The sequence below is a fragment of the Streptomyces sp. NPDC058401 genome (assembly GCF_042722885.1).
Lineage (GTDB): Bacteria > Actinomycetota > Actinomycetes > Streptomycetales > Streptomycetaceae > Streptomyces.
Window position 1 is genome coordinate 1 of the sequence record NZ_JBHXKA010000098.1, and the last position, 21,811, is coordinate 21,811.

The 21,811-nt window shown below is 69.8% G+C and carries 20 protein-coding genes and 1 riboswitch; of the genes, 14 read left to right on the plus strand and 6 right to left on the minus strand.

Annotated features, from left to right (window positions below):
• Nucleotides 1-33: 33 nt before the first annotated feature.
• Both ACFWNV_RS28720 and ACFWNV_RS28725 read right to left on the minus strand, forming a co-directional pair.
• Nucleotides 34-1,554, minus strand: a complete 1,521-nt coding sequence (locus ACFWNV_RS28720; RefSeq protein WP_383952630.1) for a hypothetical protein — start codon at nt 1,552-1,554, stop codon at nt 34-36.
• Between the two features lie 83 nt (nt 1,555-1,637).
• Nucleotides 1,638-1,856 (minus strand): hypothetical protein, encoded by a 219-nt coding sequence (locus ACFWNV_RS28725; protein ID WP_383952632.1) that lies wholly within the window; start codon nt 1,854-1,856, stop codon nt 1,638-1,640.
• Between the two features lie 132 nt (nt 1,857-1,988).
• On the opposite strand from ACFWNV_RS28725, the gene ACFWNV_RS28730 reads away from it, so the two are divergent.
• A complete protein-coding gene (locus ACFWNV_RS28730; RefSeq protein ID WP_383952634.1) occupies nt 1,989-2,966 on the plus strand; it encodes a carbohydrate kinase family protein in 978 nt (325 codons plus the stop codon).
• A 203-nt stretch (nt 2,967-3,169) separates the two neighbouring features.
• Here ACFWNV_RS28730 and ACFWNV_RS28735 read toward each other — a convergent pair whose 3' ends face one another.
• On the minus strand, nt 3,170-4,570 hold the full coding sequence (locus ACFWNV_RS28735; protein ID WP_383952636.1) for a cysteine desulfurase/sulfurtransferase TusA family protein: 1,401 nt from the start codon (nt 4,568-4,570) through the stop codon (nt 3,170-3,172).
• Nucleotides 4,571-4,864: 294 nt separating this feature from the next.
• Between ACFWNV_RS28735 and coxB the strand changes: the two genes are divergently transcribed.
• The 4 genes from coxB to ACFWNV_RS28755 all read left to right on the plus strand — a co-directional run bounded on the left by coxB (nt 4,865) and on the right by ACFWNV_RS28755 (nt 9,347).
• Nucleotides 4,865-5,839, plus strand: a complete 975-nt coding sequence (gene coxB, locus ACFWNV_RS28740; protein WP_383952638.1) for a cytochrome c oxidase subunit II — start codon at nt 4,865-4,867, stop codon at nt 5,837-5,839.
• On the plus strand, nt 5,836-7,566 hold the full coding sequence (gene ctaD, locus ACFWNV_RS28745; RefSeq protein ID WP_383952640.1) for a cytochrome c oxidase subunit I: 1,731 nt from the start codon (nt 5,836-5,838) through the stop codon (nt 7,564-7,566). Before coxB ends, ctaD begins: the two co-directional genes overlap by 4 nt.
• Entirely contained in the window at nt 7,563-7,961 is a 399-nt protein-coding gene (locus ACFWNV_RS28750) for a cytochrome c oxidase subunit 4 (protein ID WP_383952642.1), read from the plus strand. Before ctaD ends, ACFWNV_RS28750 begins: the two co-directional genes overlap by 4 nt.
• 138 nt (nt 7,962-8,099) lie before the next feature.
• Complete coding sequence (locus ACFWNV_RS28755; RefSeq protein WP_383952644.1) at nt 8,100-9,347, plus strand: Ig-like domain-containing protein; 1,248 nt, start codon at nt 8,100-8,102, stop codon at nt 9,345-9,347.
• 147 nt (nt 9,348-9,494) lie between these two features.
• Here ACFWNV_RS28755 and ACFWNV_RS28760 read toward each other — a convergent pair whose 3' ends face one another.
• Entirely contained in the window at nt 9,495-9,896 is a 402-nt protein-coding gene (locus ACFWNV_RS28760) for a hypothetical protein (RefSeq protein WP_383952646.1), read from the minus strand.
• A gap of 212 nt (nt 9,897-10,108) precedes the next feature.
• Between ACFWNV_RS28760 and ACFWNV_RS28765 the strand changes: the two genes are divergently transcribed.
• The 6 genes from ACFWNV_RS28765 (at nt 10,109) to ACFWNV_RS28790 (ending at nt 17,448) form a co-directional block, all read left to right on the plus strand.
• On the plus strand, nt 10,109-10,729 hold the full coding sequence (locus tag ACFWNV_RS28765; protein WP_008738823.1) for a heme-copper oxidase subunit III: 621 nt from the start codon (nt 10,109-10,111) through the stop codon (nt 10,727-10,729).
• Nucleotides 10,730-10,805: 76 nt separating this feature from the next.
• Nucleotides 10,806-11,615: a c-type cytochrome gene (locus tag ACFWNV_RS28770; protein WP_383952648.1), complete on the plus strand. Its 810-nt coding sequence runs from the start codon at nt 10,806-10,808 to the stop codon at nt 11,613-11,615.
• Entirely contained in the window at nt 11,612-12,673 is a 1,062-nt protein-coding gene (locus ACFWNV_RS28775; RefSeq protein WP_383952650.1) for a Rieske 2Fe-2S domain-containing protein, read from the plus strand. Before ACFWNV_RS28770 ends, ACFWNV_RS28775 begins: the two co-directional genes overlap by 4 nt.
• Complete coding sequence (locus ACFWNV_RS28780; RefSeq protein WP_383952652.1) at nt 12,670-14,298, plus strand: cytochrome bc complex cytochrome b subunit; 1,629 nt, start codon at nt 12,670-12,672, stop codon at nt 14,296-14,298. Before ACFWNV_RS28775 ends, ACFWNV_RS28780 begins: the two co-directional genes overlap by 4 nt.
• A gap of 207 nt (nt 14,299-14,505) precedes the next feature.
• Complete coding sequence (gene trpD / locus ACFWNV_RS28785; RefSeq protein WP_383952654.1) at nt 14,506-15,570, plus strand: anthranilate phosphoribosyltransferase; 1,065 nt, start codon at nt 14,506-14,508, stop codon at nt 15,568-15,570.
• A 116-nt stretch (nt 15,571-15,686) separates the two neighbouring features.
• Nucleotides 15,687-15,803, plus strand: a riboswitch (SAM riboswitch).
• A gap of 259 nt (nt 15,804-16,062) precedes the next feature.
• Nucleotides 16,063-17,448: an aminotransferase class V-fold PLP-dependent enzyme gene (locus ACFWNV_RS28790; RefSeq protein WP_383952656.1), complete on the plus strand. Its 1,386-nt coding sequence runs from the start codon at nt 16,063-16,065 to the stop codon at nt 17,446-17,448.
• A gap of 44 nt (nt 17,449-17,492) precedes the next feature.
• On the opposite strand, the gene ACFWNV_RS28795 is transcribed toward ACFWNV_RS28790, so the two are convergent.
• Nucleotides 17,493-17,774, minus strand: a complete 282-nt coding sequence (locus tag ACFWNV_RS28795; RefSeq protein WP_243330042.1) for an Lrp/AsnC family transcriptional regulator — start codon at nt 17,772-17,774, stop codon at nt 17,493-17,495.
• A complete protein-coding gene (locus ACFWNV_RS28800; RefSeq protein ID WP_383952658.1) occupies nt 17,771-18,505 on the minus strand; it encodes a rhomboid family intramembrane serine protease in 735 nt (244 codons plus the stop codon). The genes ACFWNV_RS28795 and ACFWNV_RS28800 overlap by 4 nt, the downstream gene beginning before the upstream one ends.
• Nucleotides 18,506-18,638: 133 nt before the next feature.
• Here ACFWNV_RS28800 and ACFWNV_RS28805 point away from each other — a divergent pair, with 133 nt between their 5' ends.
• The 3 genes from ACFWNV_RS28805 to ACFWNV_RS28815 all read left to right on the plus strand — a co-directional run bounded on the left by ACFWNV_RS28805 (nt 18,639) and on the right by ACFWNV_RS28815 (nt 21,570).
• Nucleotides 18,639-18,878 carry a hypothetical protein gene (locus tag ACFWNV_RS28805; protein ID WP_008738811.1) on the plus strand — a complete coding sequence of 80 codons (240 nt, stop codon included), beginning with the start codon at nt 18,639-18,641 and terminating at the stop codon, nt 18,876-18,878.
• A gap of 40 nt (nt 18,879-18,918) precedes the next feature.
• Complete coding sequence (locus ACFWNV_RS28810; protein WP_383952675.1) at nt 18,919-20,283, plus strand: NYN domain-containing protein; 1,365 nt, start codon at nt 18,919-18,921, stop codon at nt 20,281-20,283.
• 255 nt (nt 20,284-20,538) lie between these two features.
• Complete coding sequence (locus tag ACFWNV_RS28815; RefSeq protein ID WP_383952660.1) at nt 20,539-21,570, plus strand: NlpC/P60 family protein; 1,032 nt, start codon at nt 20,539-20,541, stop codon at nt 21,568-21,570.
• Nucleotides 21,571-21,811: the final 241 nt, after the last annotated feature.

Sequence of the window (21,811 nt, forward strand, 5' to 3'; positions counted from 1 at the left end):
CCCCTCTCGTGCGTCCACCGCACGCCCTGCCGCCTACTGGCGGGGGACGGCCTTGCCGTTGGTCGCGTCGATCACCTTGCGGTCGCCCAGCGGCTGCTGGAGCGTGGCCGTCACGGTCATCTCCTTCGCGAGCATGATGCAGTTCTGCCCCGGCTTGTTCGGGGTGTCCGTGATCTTCACCATCACCGACTCCGGCTGCTCCCGGACCTCCAGGGCGTACGTGCTGCACGCCCCGCCCCAGAAGTTCACGGTCAGCGTCCGGTCGGCCGAGGCGTACGAGAAACCGGGCACGCTCTGCCCCTTCGCGGGCGGATCCACCGGGCGGGGCAGGTCGGCCGGGGGAGTGTCCTCGGTCAGCGCCGCCGGCTGGGCCACCGTGTGCCCCGGGCCGCCGCCCTGGCCGGCCACCTCGAACAGCCAGGCCGGCACCAGTCCGCGGGCCCCGTCGACCGTGCCCGGAACCAGCCCGAGCACCGCGCCCCGCACCGACTCCGTCCGCGTCGGCTTCATCGGCCGGGGCTCCGGGTTGCACGGCAGCGTGTCCGTGGCCCCGACCGGGGAGTCCGGAGTCAGCGGCACGCTCGTGGCGCAGCCGCTCGGGCCCGGGTCCGGGGCGCCGGAACCCCGCGCCTTGTCGTTAAGCCGGGCCAGCGCGTCGACGGAGCCGATCACCGGCTGCTCGGCGGCCCGGGCCGGAGCCTTCAGCTCGCCGCTGCCCGACACCACCCGGGAGTCCGCCCCGACGCCGATCCGGGTGGACCAGCCCTGCGTGGCCAGGCCGCCGATCACCGGGTCGGCCGTCACCAGGCGTACGGAGCCCTGCAGGATCCGTGCGTCGAGCGCCGCCGAGTCCTGCCCCACGGCGGCCAGCACGGGCGCGGCGGCAGCCTTGGCGGCCGCCTCGGAGACCGGAGTCCCGCCGGTGCCGCCGTGCTCCAGACCCAGGTCCTGGGGGAGGGTGGCGGGGCCGCAGGTGTCCTTGCCGCGCACGCAGTCGTCCCCGGCGCCGCCGACCTGGAACCGGGAGAAGGTCCAGGTCCCGGGAGCCTTGAGGTTCACCGTGAGCCGGGGCCCGGAACCGTCCGCGCCCTCCCCGGCCTGCCAGGTCTCCCCGGCCAGCCGGGGCGCACCGGAGATCCCCAGCGCCGTCGCCAGCCGCGCCACCTCCGCGGAGGTCACCTCGCCGCTCGCCGCGAAGGCTGGCGCGGTGGCCGGGCCGTCCGGGAGGGCGACGTCCGCGGTGTACGTGACCCCGCCGCCGGAGGGATCGGGCTCGCCGGGGGCGATGCCGGGCCCGGACGGCGTGGGCGCGGCGGCCTCCGCACGGGGCGCCGAGGCCGCGCTGTCGCCCGTACGGCCCTCGCCGTGCGCGACCGAAGCCCAGTACGCGGTGCTCGCGGCGCCGCCGGTGAGCAGGACGGCTGCCGCGATCGAACCGACGACCCAGACGGGCCGCCGTCGTGTGCCACGGGACGCACCGGGTGCGCCGTGCGCCTCGGGCTTCCCGGGTACGTCTTCGGGTGCTTCCGGTCCATCGGGTTGTTCGCTGGTCACCGCATCGCTCCTTTGCCCGTCCCGCATGGGGTGATGCGGGTGTGACGGAACAGACGCGGATCCGGTTCCGCCCGGGGCCCGGCCTAGTACCCGTAGGCCGCCGTGGAGGCGATGAGCCGGGCCGAGGCCGCCGGGACGCGGATCCCGATGATCTGCGAGGGAGGCACCCGATCCGGCCGCGGATCCGCGGGAACCGGCCAATGCGGGGCCATCCGGGCACAGTCGCCCAGCAGCTGTTCGAACGCGGTGCCCGCCGCGTTCTCGGAGGTCCGGACGGGCCCGAAGCCATCGGTGTAGGTCATGGGGCACGGTAGGCACGCCATCGCGAGCGAAGAAAGAGCTACTACGGGGTAGTTTCTGCCGGTCGGTTGTTCGCCCCCCGACCGGGTAGTTTTGACTGTCCCCTTGCCTTCCCCCGCAGGAGCGTCCACGCCGTGCGTATCGCAGTCACCGGCTCCATCGCCACCGACCACCTCATGACCTTCCCCGGCCGCTTCGCCGACCAGCTGGTCGCGGACCAGCTGCACACGGTCTCCCTCTCCTTCCTCGTCGACAACCTCGACGTGCGGCGCGGCGGCGTCGGCCCGAACATCTGCTTCGGCATGGGGCAGCTCGGCGCCCGGCCGATCCTCGTCGGAGCCGCCGGCTCCGACTTCGACGAGTACCGCGCCTGGCTCGACCGCCACGGCGTCGACACCCAGTCCGTGCGGATCTCCGAGGTCCTGCACACCGCGCGCTTCGTCTGCACGACGGACTCGGACCACAACCAGATCGGCTCCTTCTATACGGGCGCGATGAGCGAAGCCCGCCTGATCGAGCTGAAGGCGGTCGCGGACCGGGTCGGCGGCCTGGACCTCGTCCTGATCGGCGCGGACGACCCCGAGGCGATGCTGCGCCACACCGAGGAGTGCCGCACCCGCGAGATCCCCTTCGCGGCGGACTTCTCGCAGCAGATCGCCCGGATGGACGGCGACAACATCCGCACCCTGATGGAGGGCGCGACGTACCTCTTCTCGAACGAGTACGAGAAGGGCCTCATCGAGGCGAAGTCCGGCTGGACCGACGCGGAGATCCTGGCGAAGGTCGGCACCCGGGTCACCACGCTCGGCTCGAACGGCGTCCGCATCGACCGGGTCGGCCACGACCCCATCGTGGTCGGCTGCCCGGAGGAGACCGCGAAGGTCGACCCGACCGGCGTCGGCGACGCGTTCCGCGCGGGCTTCCTCACGGGGCTGGGCTGGGGCGTCGGCCTGGAGCGGGCCGCGCAGGTCGGCTGCATGCTGGCCACGCTCGTCATCGAGACCCTGGGCACCCAGGAGTACACCCTGGGCCGAGCCCACTTCATGGAACGCTTCACGAAGGCCTACGGCGACGAGGCCGCGACCGAAGTCCAGTCCCACCTCCCGGCGTAGCCCCTCCCGGCGCGGGGCCCTGCGGGGCGGAGCCCCCGCAGCACCGGGGCTCCGCCCCGGACCCCGCGCCTCAAACGCCGGCGAGGCTGATTTTTTCAGCCCGTCCGGCGTTTGAGGACCGGGTCCGGGCAGCGCCCGGGGAACGGCGGAAGGGCGGGTAGGGGACAGCCCCGCAGGGCCGCATCCGCCACCGGCCCGCCGGGTCAGACCGCCCGGCGGACCGTGTACGCAGTACCTAGGGGACGCGGGGCCTCGCCCACGTACGTCTGCCCCCGCATCGCGCACCACGCCGGAATGTCCAGCCGCGCCACCTCGTCGTCCGACAGGACGGTCACCGTGCCCCCCACCGGGACCCGCCCGATCGCCCGGCCCAGCTCGATCACCGGCTGCGGACACCGCAGGCCCAGGGTGTCCAGTTCCAGGGATTCCGCCTCCGCCCCCGTCTCCGCACCGCCCGCGCCGGTCATCCCCCCTTCCACCACGCCGAGTTGCTCGCGGACCCCCGCCACCAGCCCCGGCAGGACCTCCAGGAAGCCGTTGACCTCGGCCGCCGAAGTGCCGGCCGGCAGGGACACCCGTACGTTCCCCTCCGACAGCACCCCCATGGCCCGCAGGACATGGGACGGCGTCAGCGTCGAGCTGGTGCAGGAGGAGCCGGAGGAGACGGAGTAGCCGGCCCGGTCCAGCCCGTGGAGCAGGGTCTCCCCGTCCACGTACAGGCAGGAGAAGGTGACCAGGTGCGGGAGCCGGAGGTCGGGATGGCCCACCACCTCCACGTCCGGCACCAGCCGGGCGATCCGCCGCCGCAGCCGGTCCACCAGGATCCGCAGCCGGGCCGCCTCCCCGTCCGCCTCGGCCCGTACCGCCCGCAGGGAGGCCGCCGCCGCCACGGCCGCGGGGAGGTTGACGAAACCGGGGGAGCGCCCCGACTCCCTTTCGTCGGCGGGACCTTGGGGGGAGAAGCGCACTCCCTTGCGGACCGCCAGCAGGCCGACCCCGGCCGGGCCGCCCCACTTGTGGGCGCTCGCGCACAGTACGGACCAGTTCCCGGTGACGGGCCCCCAGGCCAGCGACTGCGCGGCGTCCACCAGCAAGGGCACCCCGGCGGCGGCGCACACCTCGGCCACCTCCGCCACGGGCTGGACGGTGCCCACCTCGTGGTTGGCCGACTGGAGGCAGGCCAGCGCGGTGGCGGGCCCGACCCGTTCCCCGTACGAGGAGGCGGAGACCCGGCCGAACCGGTCCACCGGGACCTCCTCGACCCGCCCGCCGCCCGCGGCGTGGACCTCCGCCGCGTGCAGTACGGAACTGTGTTCCACCGCCGATACGACCAGATGCCCGCCGACGCGCCGACGCCCCGCCAGCACCCCGGCCATGCCCGAGTGAACCGCGTGCGTCCCCGAAGGAGTGAACACGAGCTCGTCGGGGCGGCATCCCACCGACTCCGCCGCCGCCTCCCGCGCCGCGTCCAGCAGCATCCGGGCCCGGCGCCCTTCGCGGTACAGCCGGGCCGGGTCGGCCCAGCCTTCGTCAAGGGAGGCCTGGAGCGCCTGCCGGGCCACGGGGTGCAGCGGGGCGGCGGACGCGGTGTCGAAGTACGGCATCCGGTCACGCTAACCGGCCGCCACGCCGGGGCCGCCACCGGCCGAGGTCAGGGCCCGTCAGATGCCGCCGGAACGCCGCCATTCGGGGCACGTTGGGCCGTCCCCCGTACGGCGGATCCATCCCTTCGGGGTCAGTAACGGCGCGTTGGGCACCCTCCCCGCGCGACCCCAAATAGCGTCCAGTAGGGTTTGGTCCGCATAAACATCCAAACCCCTGCCTGCGTCAGGGCCGGCGACCGACCCGAATGCGGCCGCGGCCGGCCGCGCGGGCCGAGACTCTCGGGAAGGCGCTACGTGAGTCCCTACGGCTCCGACCGCTCGCCGCGGCGCCCGATGCGGCGGAAGCCGCTGCAGGTGCTGGCTGCAGGCGCGGTCCTGGCGACCGCAACTGGTTGCTCGCCAACATGGAAAAGCTTCCCCCGCCTCGGATTGCCCACTCCGGTCACCGAGGAGGCGCCCCGCATCCTCTCCCTGTGGCAGGGGTCCTGGGCGGCCGCTCTGATCACCGGCATCCTCGTGTGGGGCCTGATCATGTGGAGCGTCATCTTCCACCGGCGCAGCCGGACCAAGGTCGAGGTTCCCCCGCAGACCCGGTACAACATGCCCATCGAGGCGCTGTACACCGTGGTCCCGCTCATCATCGTCTCGGTGCTCTTCTACTTCACCGCGCGTGACGAGTCGAAGCTGCTCTCCCTCTCCGCCAAGCCGGCGCACACGATCAACGTGATCGGCTTCCAGTGGAGCTGGGGCTTCAACTACGTCGAAGACGTCGACGGCGATGCGGCGACCCCGAAGGCCGGTGAGGTTCCCAAGGAACTCGCCACCCTTCCGGACCGCTACACCAAGGACTTCCCGGCGGGCGCCGAAGGCGTCTACACCAAGGGCGTCCCGAGCGACCGGAACCCGGAGACCGGTAACCCGGGCCCGACGCTCTGGCTGCCGAAGGGCGAGAAGGTCCGCTTCATCCTGTCGTCGAACGACGTCATCCACTCCTTCTGGGTGGTCCCCTTCCTGTTCAAGCAGGACGTCATTCCGGGGCACACCAACGTCTTCGAGGTCACCCCGACCGAAGAGGGCGTCTTCATGGGCAAGTGCGCCGAGCTCTGCGGTGTCGACCACTCCCGAATGCTCTTCAACGTCAAGGTCGTCTCCCCGGAGGCGTACAAGGCGCACCTGAAGGAGCTCGCGGAGAAGGGTCAGACCGGCTTCCTCCCCGCCGGCATCAAGCAGACCGACCCGGCCCGCAATGCTGAGGTGAACAAACTGTGAGCATCCTCAACCAGCCTCAGGGTGCCGAGGCCGACTCGTACGAGAACGAGTTGCCGGTACGGAGCAAGCAGCCGGGCAATGTCGTCGTGAAGTGGTTGACCACCACCGACCACAAGACCATCGGCACGATGTACCTGCTCACGTCGTTCGTGTTCTTCCTCATCGGCGGTCTGCTGGCGCTCTTCATGCGCGCCGAGCTGGCCCGTCCGGGTACGCAGATCATGTCGAACGAGCAGTTCAACCAGGCGTTCACCATGCATGGCACGATCATGCTGCTGATGTTCGCCACCCCGCTGTTCGCGGGCTTCGCGAACTGGATCATGCCGCTGCAGATCGGCGCGCCCGACGTGGCGTTCCCGCGGCTGAACATGTTCGCGTACTGGCTGTACCTCTTCGGTTCGACCATCGCGGTGGCCGGCTTCGTCACCCCTTCGGGTGCCGCCGACTTCGGCTGGTTCGCCTACTCCCCGCTGTCGGACGCCGTCCGCTCGCCGGGCATCGGCGCCGACATGTGGATCATGGGTCTGGCCTTCTCCGGCTTCGGCACGATCCTCGGCTCGGTCAACTTCATCACCACGATCATCTGCATGCGCGCCCCCGGCATGACGATGTTCCGCATGCCGATCTTCACCTGGAACGTGCTGCTGACCGGTGTCCTGGTCCTGCTCGCCTTCCCGGTGCTCGCCGCCGCGCTCTTCGCGCTGGAGGCCGACCGCAAGTTCGGTGCGCACGTCTTCGACGCCGCGAACGGCGGCGCGCTGCTATGGCAACACCTCTTCTGGTTCTTCGGACACCCAGAGGTGTACATCATCGCGTTGCCATTCTTCGGAATCGTTTCCGAAATCATTCCGGTCTTCTCGCGCAAGCCGATGTTCGGTTACATCGGTCTGATCGCCGCGACGATCTCGATCGCCGGCCTTTCGGTGACCGTGTGGGCCCACCACATGTACGTCACCGGCGGTGTGCTGCTGCCGTTCTTCTCCTTCATGACGTTCCTCATCGCGGTTCCGACCGGTGTGAAGTTCTTCAACTGGATCGGCACGATGTGGAAGGGCTCGCTGTCCTTCGAGACCCCGATGCTCTGGACGATCGGCTTCCTGGTCACCTTCACCTTCGGTGGCCTGACCGGCGTCATCCTGGCCTCGCCCCCGATGGACTTCCACGTCTCCGACTCGTACTTCGTCGTCGCGCACTTCCACTACGTCGTCTTCGGCACCGTGGTCTTCGCGATGTTCGCCGGCTTCCACTTCTGGTGGCCGAAGTTCACGGGCAAGATGCTGGACGAGCGCCTCGGCAAGATCACCTTCTGGACGCTGTTCATCGGCTTCCACGGCACCTTCCTGGTGCAGCACTGGCTGGGCGCCGAGGGCATGCCGCGTCGTTACGCGGACTACCTCGCGGCGGACGGCTTCACGCTGCTGAACACCATCTCGACGATCAGCTCGTTCGTGCTGGGCCTGTCGATGCTGCCGTTCATGTACAACGTCTGGAAGACGGCGAAGTACGGCAAGAAGGTCGAGGTCGACGACCCGTGGGGCTACGGCCGTTCGCTCGAATGGGCGACGTCTTGCCCGCCGCCGCGGCACAACTTCCTCACCCTGCCGAGGATCCGGTCCGAATCCCCGGCATTCGATCTGCACCACCCCGAGATCGCGGCCCTCGACCACCTTGAGGACCACTCCGTGGCCGCCAAGGCCGTCGCGGGTGGCAAGGAGGCCGGCAAGTGAAGATCCAGGGCAGGATGTTCCTGTGGCTCGCCGCCTTCATCCTGATCATGACCGTCGTGTACGGCGTGTGGTCCAAGGAGCCGGTCGGCACCACGGCACTCGCGCTGGCCTTCGGCCTGAGCGCCATGATCGGCTACTACCTGGCCTTCACGGCCGCGCGTGTGGACCAGATGGCCCAGGACAACCTGGAGGCCGACGTCGCCGACGAGGCGGGCGAGCTGGGGTTCTTCTCCCCGCACAGCTGGCAGCCGCTCTCGCTGGCCATCGGTGGCGCCTTCGCCTTCATGGGCGTCATCTTCGGCTGGTGGCTGATGTACTTCTCGGCGCCGCTGATCCTGGTGGGTCTGTGGGGCTGGGTGTACGAGTACTACCGCGGCGAGAACCAGAACCAGTAGCCGCGGCACCGTCGCCGCCTCCGGCGGCGGCCACAGAGTGAGGCCAGGGGCCCGGACACCTCCAATGGAGGAGTCCGGGCCCCTCGTTTGCAGTCACCCCGCGCGCCGTAATTGTCATATCTTCATAGCGTTGGCTCCATGAACCAGTCACCGCGTCTTTGGACCGTTATCGGCTGCTCCCTGCTGGTCGCGTCCCTCGGGGCCGGCGCCACCGCATGCGGGTCGGGCGACGACAACCCGCTGTCCGCCCGCCCCTACGACGCGGGCGACCAAGTCGCCCTCAACCAGTCCTCCGGCAGTCGCCCGGTCGACCCGGACCGTCCCCTCGAAGTCACCGCCAAGAGCAGCGGCGGCCGGATCACCGACGTGAGCGCCGTGGACACCCACGGCCGCCGCCTGGCGGGAGAGTTGTCCGCCTCGGGCGACCGCTGGCACAGCACCGTCCCGATGGCCGCCGGCGTCCGCTACACCGTCCTCGTGAGCACCGAGGACGAGCGGGGCGCTCCCGGGCAGCGCACGCTCACCTTCGACACCACCCCGGCCCAGAAGGTCCTCAAGGTCGAATTCGGCCCGGACGAGGGCAAGTACGGCGTCGGACAGCCCCTCACGGCCGAACTCAACGAACCCGTGAAGGACAAGGCCGCCCGCGCCGTCATCGAGCGGGGCCTGGTCGTCGACGCCCCGCCGGAGGCCGTGGGCGCCTGGCACTGGGTGGACGACAAGAAGCTCCACTACCGGCCCAAGGACTACTGGCCGGCCAACACCACGGTCTCCGTACGGAGCAACCTGGAGGGCGTCAAGATCTCCGACGACCTGCACGGCGCCGCCTCCAAGCCGCTGAAGCTGGAGATCGGCGACCGCGTCGAGGTCACCACGGACGCGTCCTCGCACTACCTCACGTTCAAGCGCAACGGAGAAGTGATCAACACCATTCCGGTGACCACCGGAAAGCCGGGCTTCTCCACCCGCAACGGCGTCAAGGTGGTCCTCGGCAAGCAGTACTACGTCCAGATGCGCGGAGACACGGTCGGCATCGGCGGCAGCGAGTACTACAACCTGCCCGTCTACTACGCGACCCGCGTCACCTGGAGCGGTGAATACGTCCACGCCGCGCCGTGGTCCGTCGGCTCCCAGGGCTACGAGAACGTCAGCCACGGCTGCACCGGCATGAGCACGGGCAACGCCGCCTGGTTCTACGAGAACATCTCCGAAGGCGACATCGTCCGCGTCATCAACAGCATCGGCGACGACATGGACACATTCGGCAACGGCTACGGCGACTGGAACATGGACTGGAAGGACTGGCGCGAGGGCAGCGCCCTCCTCAAGGGCACCCAGGAGGGCCGCAGCCCGGTCGACCAGGCGCGCCTGCGCCCGCAGGTGTAACCGCCGCGCCCGGAGCGCCGGAAGCGCCAGAAGTGCCGGGCGGGCCGGGAGAGGCCACAGCCGGGGCACGGGCATCCGTACGGACCGTACGGGCACCCGTGCCCCGGTATGCGCCGGTAAGGCGCTGTGCGGGGCGCACAGGCCCCGTTACGCCGCCGGGGAGAGCCGGGCGCGCAGCAGACCCGCCAGGGCCTGCGCGAAGTCCACCGGATCCACCGGAAGGGTGACCGCGGAGTCCGCGCGGCTCCAGGTGGCCAGCCAGGCGTCCTGCGGACGGCCCATCAGGAGCAGTACGGGCGGGCACTGGAAGATCTCGTCCTTGATCTGCCGGCACACCCCCATGCCCCCGGCCGGAACCGCCTCGCCGTCCAGCACGCACACGTCGATGCCGCCCGCGTCCAGCTCCTTCAGGACGGCCGGCAGCGTGGCGCACTCCAGGAACTCCACCGGCGGCAGGTCGGCGGCCGGCCTGCGCCCGGCCGCCAGCCGCACCTGCTCCCGGGTGCCCGCGTCGTCGCTGTAGACCAGAACCCGCGCAGTCGCCCGCATTTCGTTCCTCCACGTGTCCCGTGAATCACGTTGATGTTGCGCGGGATGCTACTCCGTCCGACCCGGTGTCAACATCGGTTCGCACAGCCTCGCCCGAGGGATGTCCGACAGGCGTCCGAAGGGCGATCTGATGGGCCGTTCGGGCCTTGCACACGCCCCTGACACTCCGAACGGCACCCCCCGGGGTGAGGGCGGGATAAGGGACCGACATAATGTCGGTCGTGGCGACAGCAACGACAGTAGATACCGGGCACGCGCACCCGACGGTCAACAGGCCGAACCTCGTCAGCGTGGGAACCATCATCTGGTTGAGTTCCGAGCTGATGTTCTTCGCGGCCCTCTTCGCGATGTACTTCACCCTGCGATCCGTGACAGGCGCCGAGTACTGGACAGAACAGGCTTCGGCCTTGAATCTGCCCTTCTCGGCGACGAACACGACGATCCTGGTGCTTTCCTCGCTCACCTGCCAGCTCGGCGTATTCGCAGCCGAGCGCGGGGACGTGAAGAAGCTCAGGACGTGGTTCATCATCACGTTCGTCATGGGTGCGATCTTCATTGGCGGCCAGGTGTTCGAGTACACCGAGCTGGTCAAGCACGAGGGCATGAGCCTCTCGTCCGGTCCGTACGGCTCGGTGTTCTACCTGACCACCGGCTTCCACGGTCTGCACGTGACGGGCGGTCTCATCGCCTTCCTGCTGGTCCTCGGCCGGACGTACGCGGCCAAGAGGTTCACCCACGAACAGGCCACGTCGGCCATCGTCGTGTCCTACTACTGGCACTTCGTCGATGTCGTCTGGATCGGCCTCTTCGCAACGATCTACCTGATCAAGTAGCGAACACGTCGCCGGGCCCGGCCCGGCACTCCATCCAGACACACCGACGCAGAAGATCCTGACACCGGGGTAATCCGTGAAAAAGCTCTCCGCACGACGACGCCATCCGCTGGCGGCGGTCGTCGTTCTACTCTTCGCGCTGGCGGTTACCGGGGGGCTGTACAGCGCCTTCGCGCCCGCGGGCAATGCGAAGGCCGACGAAACCGTCCAGTCCCTCGCCATCGAGGAGGGCCAGAAGCTCTACGCCGTCGGCTGCGCAAGCTGCCACGGAACCGGCGGTCAGGGTTCCTCTGACGGCCCCAGCCTGGTAGGCGTCGGCTCCGCTGCCGTCGACTTCCAGGTGATGACGGGCCGTATGCCCGCCCAGCAGCCCGGCGCCCAGGTGCCGAAGAAGCCCGTCATCTACACCCAGGCGCAGGCCGACCAGCTCGCCGCCTACATCTCGTCCCTCGGAGCCGGCCCCATCACGCCGGCCGAGAAGCAGTACGACCCGGCGGGCGCCGACATCGCGAAGGGTGGCGAGCTGTTCCGCAACAACTGCGCGCAGTGCCACAACTTCACCGGCGAGGGCGGCGCACTGACGAACGGCAAGTACGCCCCCAACCTCGAGGGCGTCGAGCCGAAGCACATCTACGAGGCCATGCTCACCGGCCCGCAGAACATGCCCTCCTTCCCCGACAGCACCATGCCGGAGAAGCAGAAGAAGGACATCATCGCGTACCTCCAGCACGTGAACGGCGAGAAGTCGACCAACCCCGGTGGCCTGAAGCTCGGTGGCCTTGGCCCCGTCTCCGAGGGTCTCTTCGGCTGGATCTTCGGACTGGGTGCGCTGATCGCTGTCGCCGTCTGGGTCGCGGCCCACACCGCTAAGGCCAAGAAGTCATGAGTAGCCAAGACATTCCCGAAGAGAAGCACCTGCCGAGCGAGCAGGGCGACGCGCACCACGGTGACGTGGCAGTGCCGAACGACGACCCGTTCGCCGACCCCGGTCTGCCGGTCCACCGGCCGCGGATCCAGGACATCGACGAGCAGGCCGCGAAGCGCTCCGAGCGCACGGTGGCCCTGCTGTTCACCCTGTCGATGCTGGCGACGATCGCCTTCATCGCCTCGTTCGTGATCCTGCCGGTCGACAAGATCGTCTACATCTTCCCCATCGGGAAGGTGAGCGCTCTCAACTTCGCCCTCGGCGTGAGCCTCGGCGCGGCCCTCTTCTGCATCGGCGCGGGCGCGGTCCACTGGGCCCGCACCCTGATGTCCGACGTGGAGGTCGCCGCCGAGCGCCACGAGATCGCGGCCCCGGCCGAGGTCAAGGCGCAGGTCCTGCAGGACTTCGCGGACGGCGCGCGCGAGTCGGCCATCGGCCGCCGCCCGCTGATCCGCAACACGATGTTCGGTGCGCTGGCCCTGCTGCCGCTCTCCGCCGTCGTGATCCTGCGCGACCTGGGCCCGCTGCCCGAGGACAAGCTGCGCAAGACCATCTGGGCCAAGGGCAAGATGCTCATCAACTCGAACACGATGGAGCCGCTCCGCCCGGAGGACATCGTCGTCGGGTCGCTGACCTTCGCCATGCCGGAAGGCCTGGAGGAGGACGCGCACGACTTCCAGACGCAGATCGCCAAGGCCGCCCTGATGATCGTCCGCATCCAGCCGGAGAACATCAAGGACAAGAAGGAACTGGAGTGGTCCCACGACGGGATCGTGGCCTACTCCAAGATCTGCACCCACGTCGGCTGCCCGATCAGCCTGTACGAGCAGCAGTCGCACCACGTGCTCTGCCCGTGCCACCAGTCCACCTTCGACCTCTCCGACGGCGCCCGAGTCATCTTCGGCCCGGCTGGTCACGCGCTCCCGCAGCTGCGGATCGGCGTCAATGACGAAGGTTTCCTCGAGGCGCTCGGCGACTTCGAAGAGCCCGTCGGTCCCTCTTTCTGGGAGCGCGGATGAGCACTGCCACTCAAACCAAAGAGCGCAAGGCTCCGGCCGGCGAGCGCGTAGCCGACTGGGCCGACGGCCGGCTGGGCATCTACAGCCTCGCCAAGGCCAACATGCGCAAGATCTTCCCGGACCACTGGTCCTTCATGCTGGGCGAGATCTGCCTCTACAGCTTCATCATCCTCATCCTCACGGGTGTGTACCTGACGCTGTTCTTCCACCCGAGCATGAACGAAGTGCACTACGACGGTTCGTACATCCCCATGCAGGGTGTCGCGATGTCGGAGGCCTTCAAGTCCACCCTGGAAATCAGCTTCGACGTCCGCGGCGGTCTGCTCATCCGGCAGATCCACCACTGGTCGGCGCTGATCTTCATCGCGGCGATGCTCGTGCACATGATGCGCGTGTTCTTCACCGGCGCGTTCCGCAAGCCCCGTGAGGTCAACTGGGTCTTCGGCTTCCTGCTGCTGGTCCTCGGCATGTTCACCGGTTTCACCGGTTACTCCCTGCCGGACGACCTGCTCTCGGGCACCGGTGTCCGCTTCATGGAAGGCGCGATGCTGTCCGTGCCGATCGTCGGCACGTACCTGTCGTTCTTCTTCTTCGGCGGAGAGTTCCCCGGCGGCGACTTCGTGGGCCGGCTCTACTCGGTGCACATCCTGCTGCTGCCCGGCATCATGATGGGCCTGCTGGTGGCCCACCTGATCCTGGTCTTCTACCACAAGCACACCCAGTTCGCGGGCCCCGGCAAGACCGAGAAGAACGTCGTCGGCATGCCGCTGCTCCCGGTCTACATGGCCAAGGCCGGAGGCTTCTTCTTCCTGGTCTTCGGCGTCATCGCGCTGATCGCGGGCATCGCCTCGATCAACCCGATCTGGGCGCTCGGCCCGTACCGCCCGGACCACGTGTCCACCGGTGCGCAGCCCGACTGGTACATGGGCTTCTCCGAGGGCCTCATCCGTGCCATGCCCGGCTGGGAGATCAACCTGTGGGGCCACACCCTGGCCCTGGGCGTGTTCATCCCGTTCACGATCTTCCCGCTGGTCCTGGCGACGATCGCGGTGTACCCGTTCATCGAGTCCTGGGTCACCGGGGACAAGCGCGAGCACCACATCCTGGACCGCCCGCGCAACGCCCCGACCCGTACGGGCTTCGGTGTGGCATGGCTGACGTGGTACGTCATCCTGCTGATCGCCGGTGGAAACGACATGTTCGCGCAGTACTTCCACCTGTCGATCAACTCGATCACCTGGTTCGCGCGCATCGGGTTCTTCGTCGGCCCGGTCATCGCCTTCGTCATCACCAAGCGGATCTGCCTCGGCCTCCAGCGCCGGGACCGGGACAAGGTGCTGCACGGTCGCGAGACCGGCATCATCAAGCGCCTGCCGCACGGTGAGTTCGTCGAGGTCCACGAGCCGCTCTCGCAGGGCAAGCTGCACACGCTCACCTCGTACGACCAGTACGAGCCCGCCGAGATCGGCCCCACGGTCGACGAGAACGGTGTCGAGCGCAAGGTGAAGCCGCTGGAGAAGCTCCGCGCCAAGCTGAGCAAGGGCTACTACGGGGAGAACAACCAGATCCCCAAGCCCACGGTCGAGGAGTACAAGGAGATCCAGAGTGGCCACGGCCACCACTGATCTCCCGCAACACGGCTTCACACGCTTCATTTATGAACCACGCAGTACGCATGACTGCTTGAGGGACTGATTTCGGTCAGTCCTGGTGTCGCCACGGCGAGAGCCCCGTCCAGTGTCTGGACGGGGCTCTTTGCCGTCCCCGGGGCTGGATAGGCTGATCCCCTTCCCTTTCGACGTGGAATCCTCGATGAGCAGCAGGAGCGGACCATGAACCTGGTGACCCCGGCAGGCGGCGACAGCGTGGCGGCCCGCGGTTGGCCGGGCCTTCTGGACGCCCTGCTGACCGGCCGTGACCTCGGCGCCGACGACACGGCCTGGGCCATGGACCGGATCATGCGCGGGGAGGCCACCGACGCCCAGATCGCCGGCTTCGCCGTCGCCCTGCGGGCCAAGGGGGAGACCGTGGCCGAGATCAACGGCCTGGTCCGCGCCATGTACGAACACGCCAACCTGATCGAGGTGCCGGGCCGGACGGTCGACATCGTCGGCACCGGCGGCGACGGGGCCAAGACGGTCAACATCTCCACGATGTCGGCCGTCGTGGTGGCCGGTACGGGCGCCAAGGTGGTCAAGCACGGCAACCGGGCCGCGTCCTCCGCGAGCGGCTCCTCGGACGTCCTGGAGAAGCTGGGCGTCAACCTCGACCTCACCCCCGCGCGGGTCGTGGAGGTGGCCGAGGAAGCCGGGATCACCTTCTGCTTCGCGGTCAAGTTCCACCCCGCGCTGCGGCACGTGGCGGCGGCCCGCCGGGAGCTCGGCATCCGCACCACCTTCAACTTCCTCGGCCCGCTCACCAACCCGGCGCGGGTCCGGGCCCAGGCCACCGGTGTGGCCGACGCACGGGTGGCCCCGATCGTCGCGGGCGTCCTGGCGGAGCGGGGCTCCTCGGCGCTGGTCTTCCGCGGTGACGACGGGCTCGACGAGCTCACCACCACGGCGACCTCCCGGGTCTGGTGGGTCCGCGACGGCAAGGTCGCGGAGCAGTCCTTCGACCCGCGCGACATCGGCATCCCGCTGGTGGACGTCTCCGCCCTCGGCGGCGCGGACGCCTCGTACAACGCGGACGTGGCCCGCCGCCTGCTGGCCGGCGAGACCGGCCCCGTGCGCGACGCGGTGCTCCTGAACTCGGCGGCAGCCCTGGTCGCGCTGGACCCGGGATCCGGCACCCTGGAGGAGCAGCTCGCGGCCGGCGTCGTACGGGCGGCGGAGTCGGTCGACTCGGGCGCGGCCCGCGACGCGCTGGCCCGCTGGGTGGCGGCGAGCAACGCCTAGCGGCTCCGCCTCGGCACCCGTTTCGACGGGATCCGGCCAAGATCCAGCGACGACCCCGGTCCGCCATGTGGACCGGGGTCTTGCGTTCGCAAGATCGTGTGGCAGGATGCTTTCCAGGTCACGAGTGACAGCGTTTAGGCCCCGGCTTGCTGTCCGGCAACCCTCCTTCCGTGGCGGGGTGCCCCGGGTGATGACCAGGCCGTAGGCAGTGAGGTCTACGGCAAGCGCGGATCCCTCACACCTCTTATCGGGGTGCTTGGCCAGGGATCCTGGTCTTCTGAGGAGCGTTTTCCGTGAGCAAGCGAATGCGATAGGGCGACTCGCCCCTTCTTCACCCCTCGGAACAGGGTCACTTCCGCGTACCCGCAGTACACCTGCGTACGCCGGCCGACCCCGACTCCGGGGCACTCCCGTACCCCGAACGGCCGCAGCGCCGTATCCGCGTACGGGCCCACCGAAGCCATTCACACCTGCCTGCCGGGAGATACCGCCATGTCCGCAACCCTGAACGCCGCCGCCACCGCCAACGCCGCCGCCGTCGACCCCGCCTGTGCCGAGCCGCTGGCCGTCCTGGGCCGTGACGTCACCGTGCCGCTCGTCACCGGCGGCGAGGTCACCTACGCCGCCCTCGACTACGCGGCCAGCGCCCCGGCGCTGCAGCGGGTCTGGGACGACGTGGCCGCGTACGCCCCGTACTACGGCAGCGTCCACCGCGGCGCCGGGTACCTCTCGCAGCTCTCCACCGACCTGTTCGAGCAGAGCCGCGTCACGGTCGCCGAGTTCCTCGACTGCCGGCCCTCCGACCAGGTGATCTTCACCCGGTCCACCACCGACTCCCTCAACCTGCTCGCCGCCGTGCTCCCGGCCGACTGCCAGGTCTTCGTCTTCGAGACCGAGCACCACGCCTCGCTGCTCCCGTGGACGAACGCCCAGGTCAGCTACCTCAACGCCCCCCGCACCCCGGACGAGGCCGTCGCCACCCTGGAGCGGGCCCTCGCCGACCGCGACCCGTACGGCCCCGCCCTGGTCTGCGTCACCGGAGCCTCCAACGTCACCGGCGAGCTGTGGCCCGTCAAGGAGCTCGCCGCCGCCGCGCACGCCCACGGCGCCCGCATCGTCCTGGACGCCGCCCAGCTGGCCCCGCACCACCCCGTCTCGGTCCAGGACCTCGACGTGGACTGGGTCGCCTTCTCCGGACACAAGCTCTACGCGCCCTTCGGCTCGGGCGTGCTCGCCGGCCGCGCGGACTGGCTCCAGGAGGCCGAGCCGTACCTCGCCGGTGGCGGGGCCTCGCGCAAGGTGGCCCGCCGCGAGGACGGCGGCGTGGACGTCGAGTGGCACACCACCGCCGCCCGCCACGAGGCCGGCTCCCCGAACGTCATCGGCGTCTACTCCATCGCCTCCGCCTGCAAGGCGCTGAACGAGGCCGGCTTCGAGAACCTCGTCGCCCGCGAGCAGCAGCTGATCAACAAGGTCCGCGAAGGCCTCGCCGAGGTCCCGGCGGTCCGCGTCCTGTCCCTCTTCGGCGACGACGCCCCGCGCGTGGGCGTCATCTCCTTCGTCGTCGACGGCTGGAACAGCTCGCACTTCGCGGCCGCGCTCTCCGCCGAGTACGGCATCGGCGTCCGCGACGGCCTGTTCTGCGCCCACCCGCTGGTCCGCACCCTGCTCGGCAGCGAGCCGCAGGCCCAGGGCGAGTGCGGAGCTCCGGAGGCGGCCCCGGGGGAGCGCTCGCTCAACGCGATCCGCGTCAGCTTCGGTGCCGGCACCCCCGACGAGCACGTGGACCGCTTCGTCCGCGCCGTCAAGGAGCTCGTCGCGGACGGCGCCAAGTGGCAGTACCGCACCGAAGAGGGCCGCTGCGTCCCGGCCGTCTGACAGGCCGCGGGTCGGTCGTCAAACGCCGGACGGCTGAAACGGACCTACGCGTCGAGGCCGATGGCGAAGGCGGCTTCCAGGTCGTGCTGGGAGTACGTGCGGAACGCCACGTGGGTGTCCGTGGCCTCCACGCCCGGGATCTTGCTGATGCGGCCGGGGATGATGTCGGCCAGGTCCTCGTGCCGGGACACGCGGACCAGTGCGATGAGGTCGTAGGTGCCCGTGACCGAGTAGACCTCGCTGACGCTGTCCAGCGCGGCGATGGCCTCGGCGATCTCGGGGATCCGGTCCACGCTGGTCTTGATGAGCACGAGTGCGGTGATCACGGTTGGCTGTCTCCCTCGACGGCAGTCACTGGTCGGCCCACTCTAGTCCCACGCCGGTAGCGGGCCCATGCGTAGAGGAAGCCCACCGAGAAGCCCACGACGTGGGCCAGGTAGGCGACCCCGGGGCCGCTCGCCGCGCGGTGGGCCGCCAGCCACTGGAGGCCGAACCAGAACATCAGCACGATCCACGCCGGGAAGCGCAGCGGCACGAAGAACAGGAACGGGAACAGGCTCGTCACCCGCGCCCTGGGAAACAGGTACAGGAAGGCCCCCAGGACCGCGGAGATCGCCCCGGAGGCCCCGACCAGGGTCTGGTCCGAGGAGGCGTAGGCCGCCGCGTACGCGGCCAGGGCCAGGTAGCCCGTACAGACGTAGAAGCAGAGGAACCCGGCCCGGCCCATGCGCCGCTCCGTCATCGCCCCGAAGACGTAGAGGAAGAGCATGTTGCCCAGCAGGTGCAGCCAGCTCCCGTGCACGAACAGGGCCGTGAGGGGGGTGAGCGCCGCCCGGCCCGAGCCGGTGAACAGCTCGTCCGGGACCACGCCCCAGCGCCGGAAGTACGCCGTCCCGTTGGCGAGCAGCTGATCGCCCGTCCCGTAGACCGGGTTCAGCCCCGACGCCGGGCTCAGCACGAACACCACGCAGCAGCCGGCGATCAGCGCGTGGGTGACCACCGGGCCCCGGGCGGCCTCGCGTACGGCCTGCCACCTTACGATCATGCGACCGAGCATGACCCAGCCGGGCCCACCAGCGGCTGCGGCAGGCCGTAGGGTTACGAGCTACGCACGCACGCGCGCACACCCGTGGCGACACGGGAGGGTGAGCGCTTGCGCCATGTGAGCGATAGAAGGAGAGAGCGGCCTGATGACGGTTCCCCTGCCGACCGACACCACCCGGTGGCGCTGCACCCTGTGCGGCAACCTCACGCGCTTCGACGTCACCCGTTCGTCGAAGGTCGTGGAGTACGTCCACCTGGACCTCGCCGGGGAGCCCAAGGTCGAAGAGCGCGAGGTGGTCAATGAGACCATCGAGTCGGTGCGCTGCCGCTGGTGCAACGCGGTGGACCAGATCGAGCTCGTGGACAGGCCGGGCGCGGACTCCTGAAGGAGCCCCGCCCGCAGGTGAATGACGGTAGGGGTGACGGATTGTGGAGCCAGCAAGCGGCGCTGAGCCGGCCGAATCGGCCGGTGACGCCGCCGAGGTGCTCGACCGCCCGCTGCCGGAAGGCGTGCGGCGCCGGGTCGTCGCACTCGTCTCCGACGCCTTCGGCGGGCTGACGGTCGCGGACCTCCCGGCGCAGCTGCGCCAGTACGCCCGTTTCACCCCGAGCAGGCGTGCCAAGTTCGCGGGCAACGCCATGGCGACGGCCGTGGAGAGCGACCCCGTCTTCCGGGGCCGGGTAGCCGAGAAGCTCCGCGAGGCGCAGGCCGACCTGGCCTCGGCGCTGGAGTCGGGCTCCCCGCCCGCCGCCGCCGATCCGCTGGACGTGGCGGCCGCCGCGTACGTGCTGCGGCCGGCCGGCTGGGTCAAGCTGGTCGCCGCCGCGGGCGAGGAGGCGCAGCGCGCCGACGCCGAGCGGGTCGACGAGGAGGCCCGCCGCGAGATGGAGCGGCTCCGCGAGGAGCTGGCCCACGTACGGGAACTGCAGCGCACGGGTGTCGACCAGGTGCGGGCCGACCTGGATGCGGCGCGCAAGGAAGCGGAATCGCTTCAGCGCAAGCTGCGCAGCGCCCTGAGCGACGTCAAGCGGGGCGACGCGGCCCTGCGCAAGATCAACGCGGAGGTCGACGGCATCCGCGCCGAGGCGGCCGCCCAGGTGACCTCCGCGGAGAGCGAGACCCGGCGGCTCAAGTCCCGCCTCGCAGAGGTGGAATCGGCACTGGAGACCTCGCGCCGGGCCACCCGCGAGGGGCGCAGCATCGAGGACATGCGGCTGCGGCTGCTGCTGGACACCGTGCTGGACGCGGCCGCGGGACTGCGCCGGGAGCTCGCGCTGCCGCCGGTCTCCACGCGGCCCGCCGACACGGTGGAGGCGGTGGAGCCGGGCCGGATGACCCCGAAGGACATCGCGGCGCGCGCCCTGTCGGAGACCGACCCGGCGCTGCTGGACCAGTTGCTGGCGCTGCCCCAGGCCCATCTGGTGGTCGACGGCTACAACGTCACCAAGACCGGCTATCCGACCATGCCGCTGGAGAAGCAGCGGCTGCGGCTGCTGGGCGGGCTGTCGATGCTCGCCGCGCAGACGGGCGCCGAGATGACCTGTGTCTTCGACGGGGCGGAGCTGGCGGCCCCCGTGCTGCTCGCGCCGCCGCGCGGGGTGCGGGTGCTGTTCTCCAAGGCCGGGGTGACGGCGGACGAGCTGATCCGTCAGCTGGTGCGCGCCGAACCGTCGGGCCGTCCGGTGGTCGTGGTCTCCACCGACCGGGAGGTTGCCGACGGGGTGGCCAAGGCCGGGGCGCGGCCGGTGGCGTCCGCCTTGTTGCTGAAGCGGCTTTCGCGCGTTTCGTAACTGCTGGGCCCAATGCCGGAATTGGCAGGGCCCCGCAGGAACGTACCGTCAAGTCGTCGACACAGAGCGTGCTCTGTAGGTAAAGAACCTGGTCGGACGGCGAGTTTTTTACCGACAGGATTTGAACTGATCACAGAAGGGTCACTAGGGTCAGTCAAACCTTCGTGCGGTAGTTCACTCATTCGGGGTGACAGCGAAGGTGTCGCCGAGTCTTGTGCGTTCTTCGGCGGCTCTAGGAAGAAGGAGCTCGCCTTCGTGGCGTCCCACCGTCGACCCAAGCAGCCGACCCGCATGCGCACCACCGTGCTCGGCGTCACCGCGGCAGCCGCCGTGGTCCTCTCGGGGCAGGCCGCCAACGCCGCCCCCGCCAAGCCGAGCAAGGACGAGGTCAAGGCCAAGGTCGACGCCCTCTACGAAGAGGCGGAGCAGGCCACCGAGAAGTTCAACGGGGCCAAGGAGCGCCAGGACAAGCTCGAAACCGAGATCGGGCAGCTCCAGGACCAGGTCGCCCGCGGCCAGGAGGACCTCAACGCGCTTCGCGGCACCCTCGGTTCGATGGCCAGCGCCCAGTACCGCAGCGGCGGCATCGACCAGTCCCTCGCGCTCTTCCTCTCGGCCGACCCGGACAGCTACCTCGACAAGGCCTCCACCCTGGAGCAGCTCAGCGGCCAGCAGGTCGAAGCGGTCCAGAAGATCCAGGCCAAGCAGCGCACCCTCGCGCAGCAGCGCCAGGAGGCCGCGGGCAAGCTCACCGACCTCGACGCCACCCGCAAGGAGCTCGGCGAGAAGAAGAAGGTCTCCTCGGACAAGCTCGCCGAGGCCCAGGCCCTCCTCAACTCGCTGACCGCCCAGGAGCGGACGCAGATCAAGGAAGAGGACTCCCGCGCCAGCCGCGGCGCCGACGGCCGCGCCCCCGACCTCGGCAACGTGAAGCCCTCCGGCCGGGCCGGTGCCGCTCTCGCGGCCGCCCAGACCAAGATCGGCAGCGCGTACATATCCGGGCACGAAGGCCCCAGCTCGTTCGACTGCTCGGGTCTGACCCAGTGGGCGTACAAGCAGGCCGGCGTGAACATATCCCGCGTCACGTACACCCAGGCCAACGACGGCACCCGGATCGGCAAGAGCCAGCTCCAGCCCGGTGACCTGGTGCTCTTCTACGGCGACCTGCACCACATCGGCCTGTACGCCGGCAACAACATGGTGCTGCACGCCTCGAACCCGCGCGGCGGCGTCAAGTACGAATCCATCAACAACATGCCGTTCCAGTTCGGCGTCCGCATCGGCTGACGCCCCGGGCCCGTCCGCCCCGGGCCCGCCCGCCCCGGGCTCGCGCGCCCCGGGCCCGCACCGCCTCGCTCCGCGTCCCCTCCGGACGCGCCGTGCACCGCCCATCCGGGCGAATTCCGAGGCCCCGCTCTGACCACACGCCCCGCCGGTGACCTGCGTCTCCGACGGGGCGTCACTGTGCGTGCCCGCCGGAGGTCGTTGGCCGGTGCCCTCCCGCGCCGCTACTGTCTGCCAGCGCGGA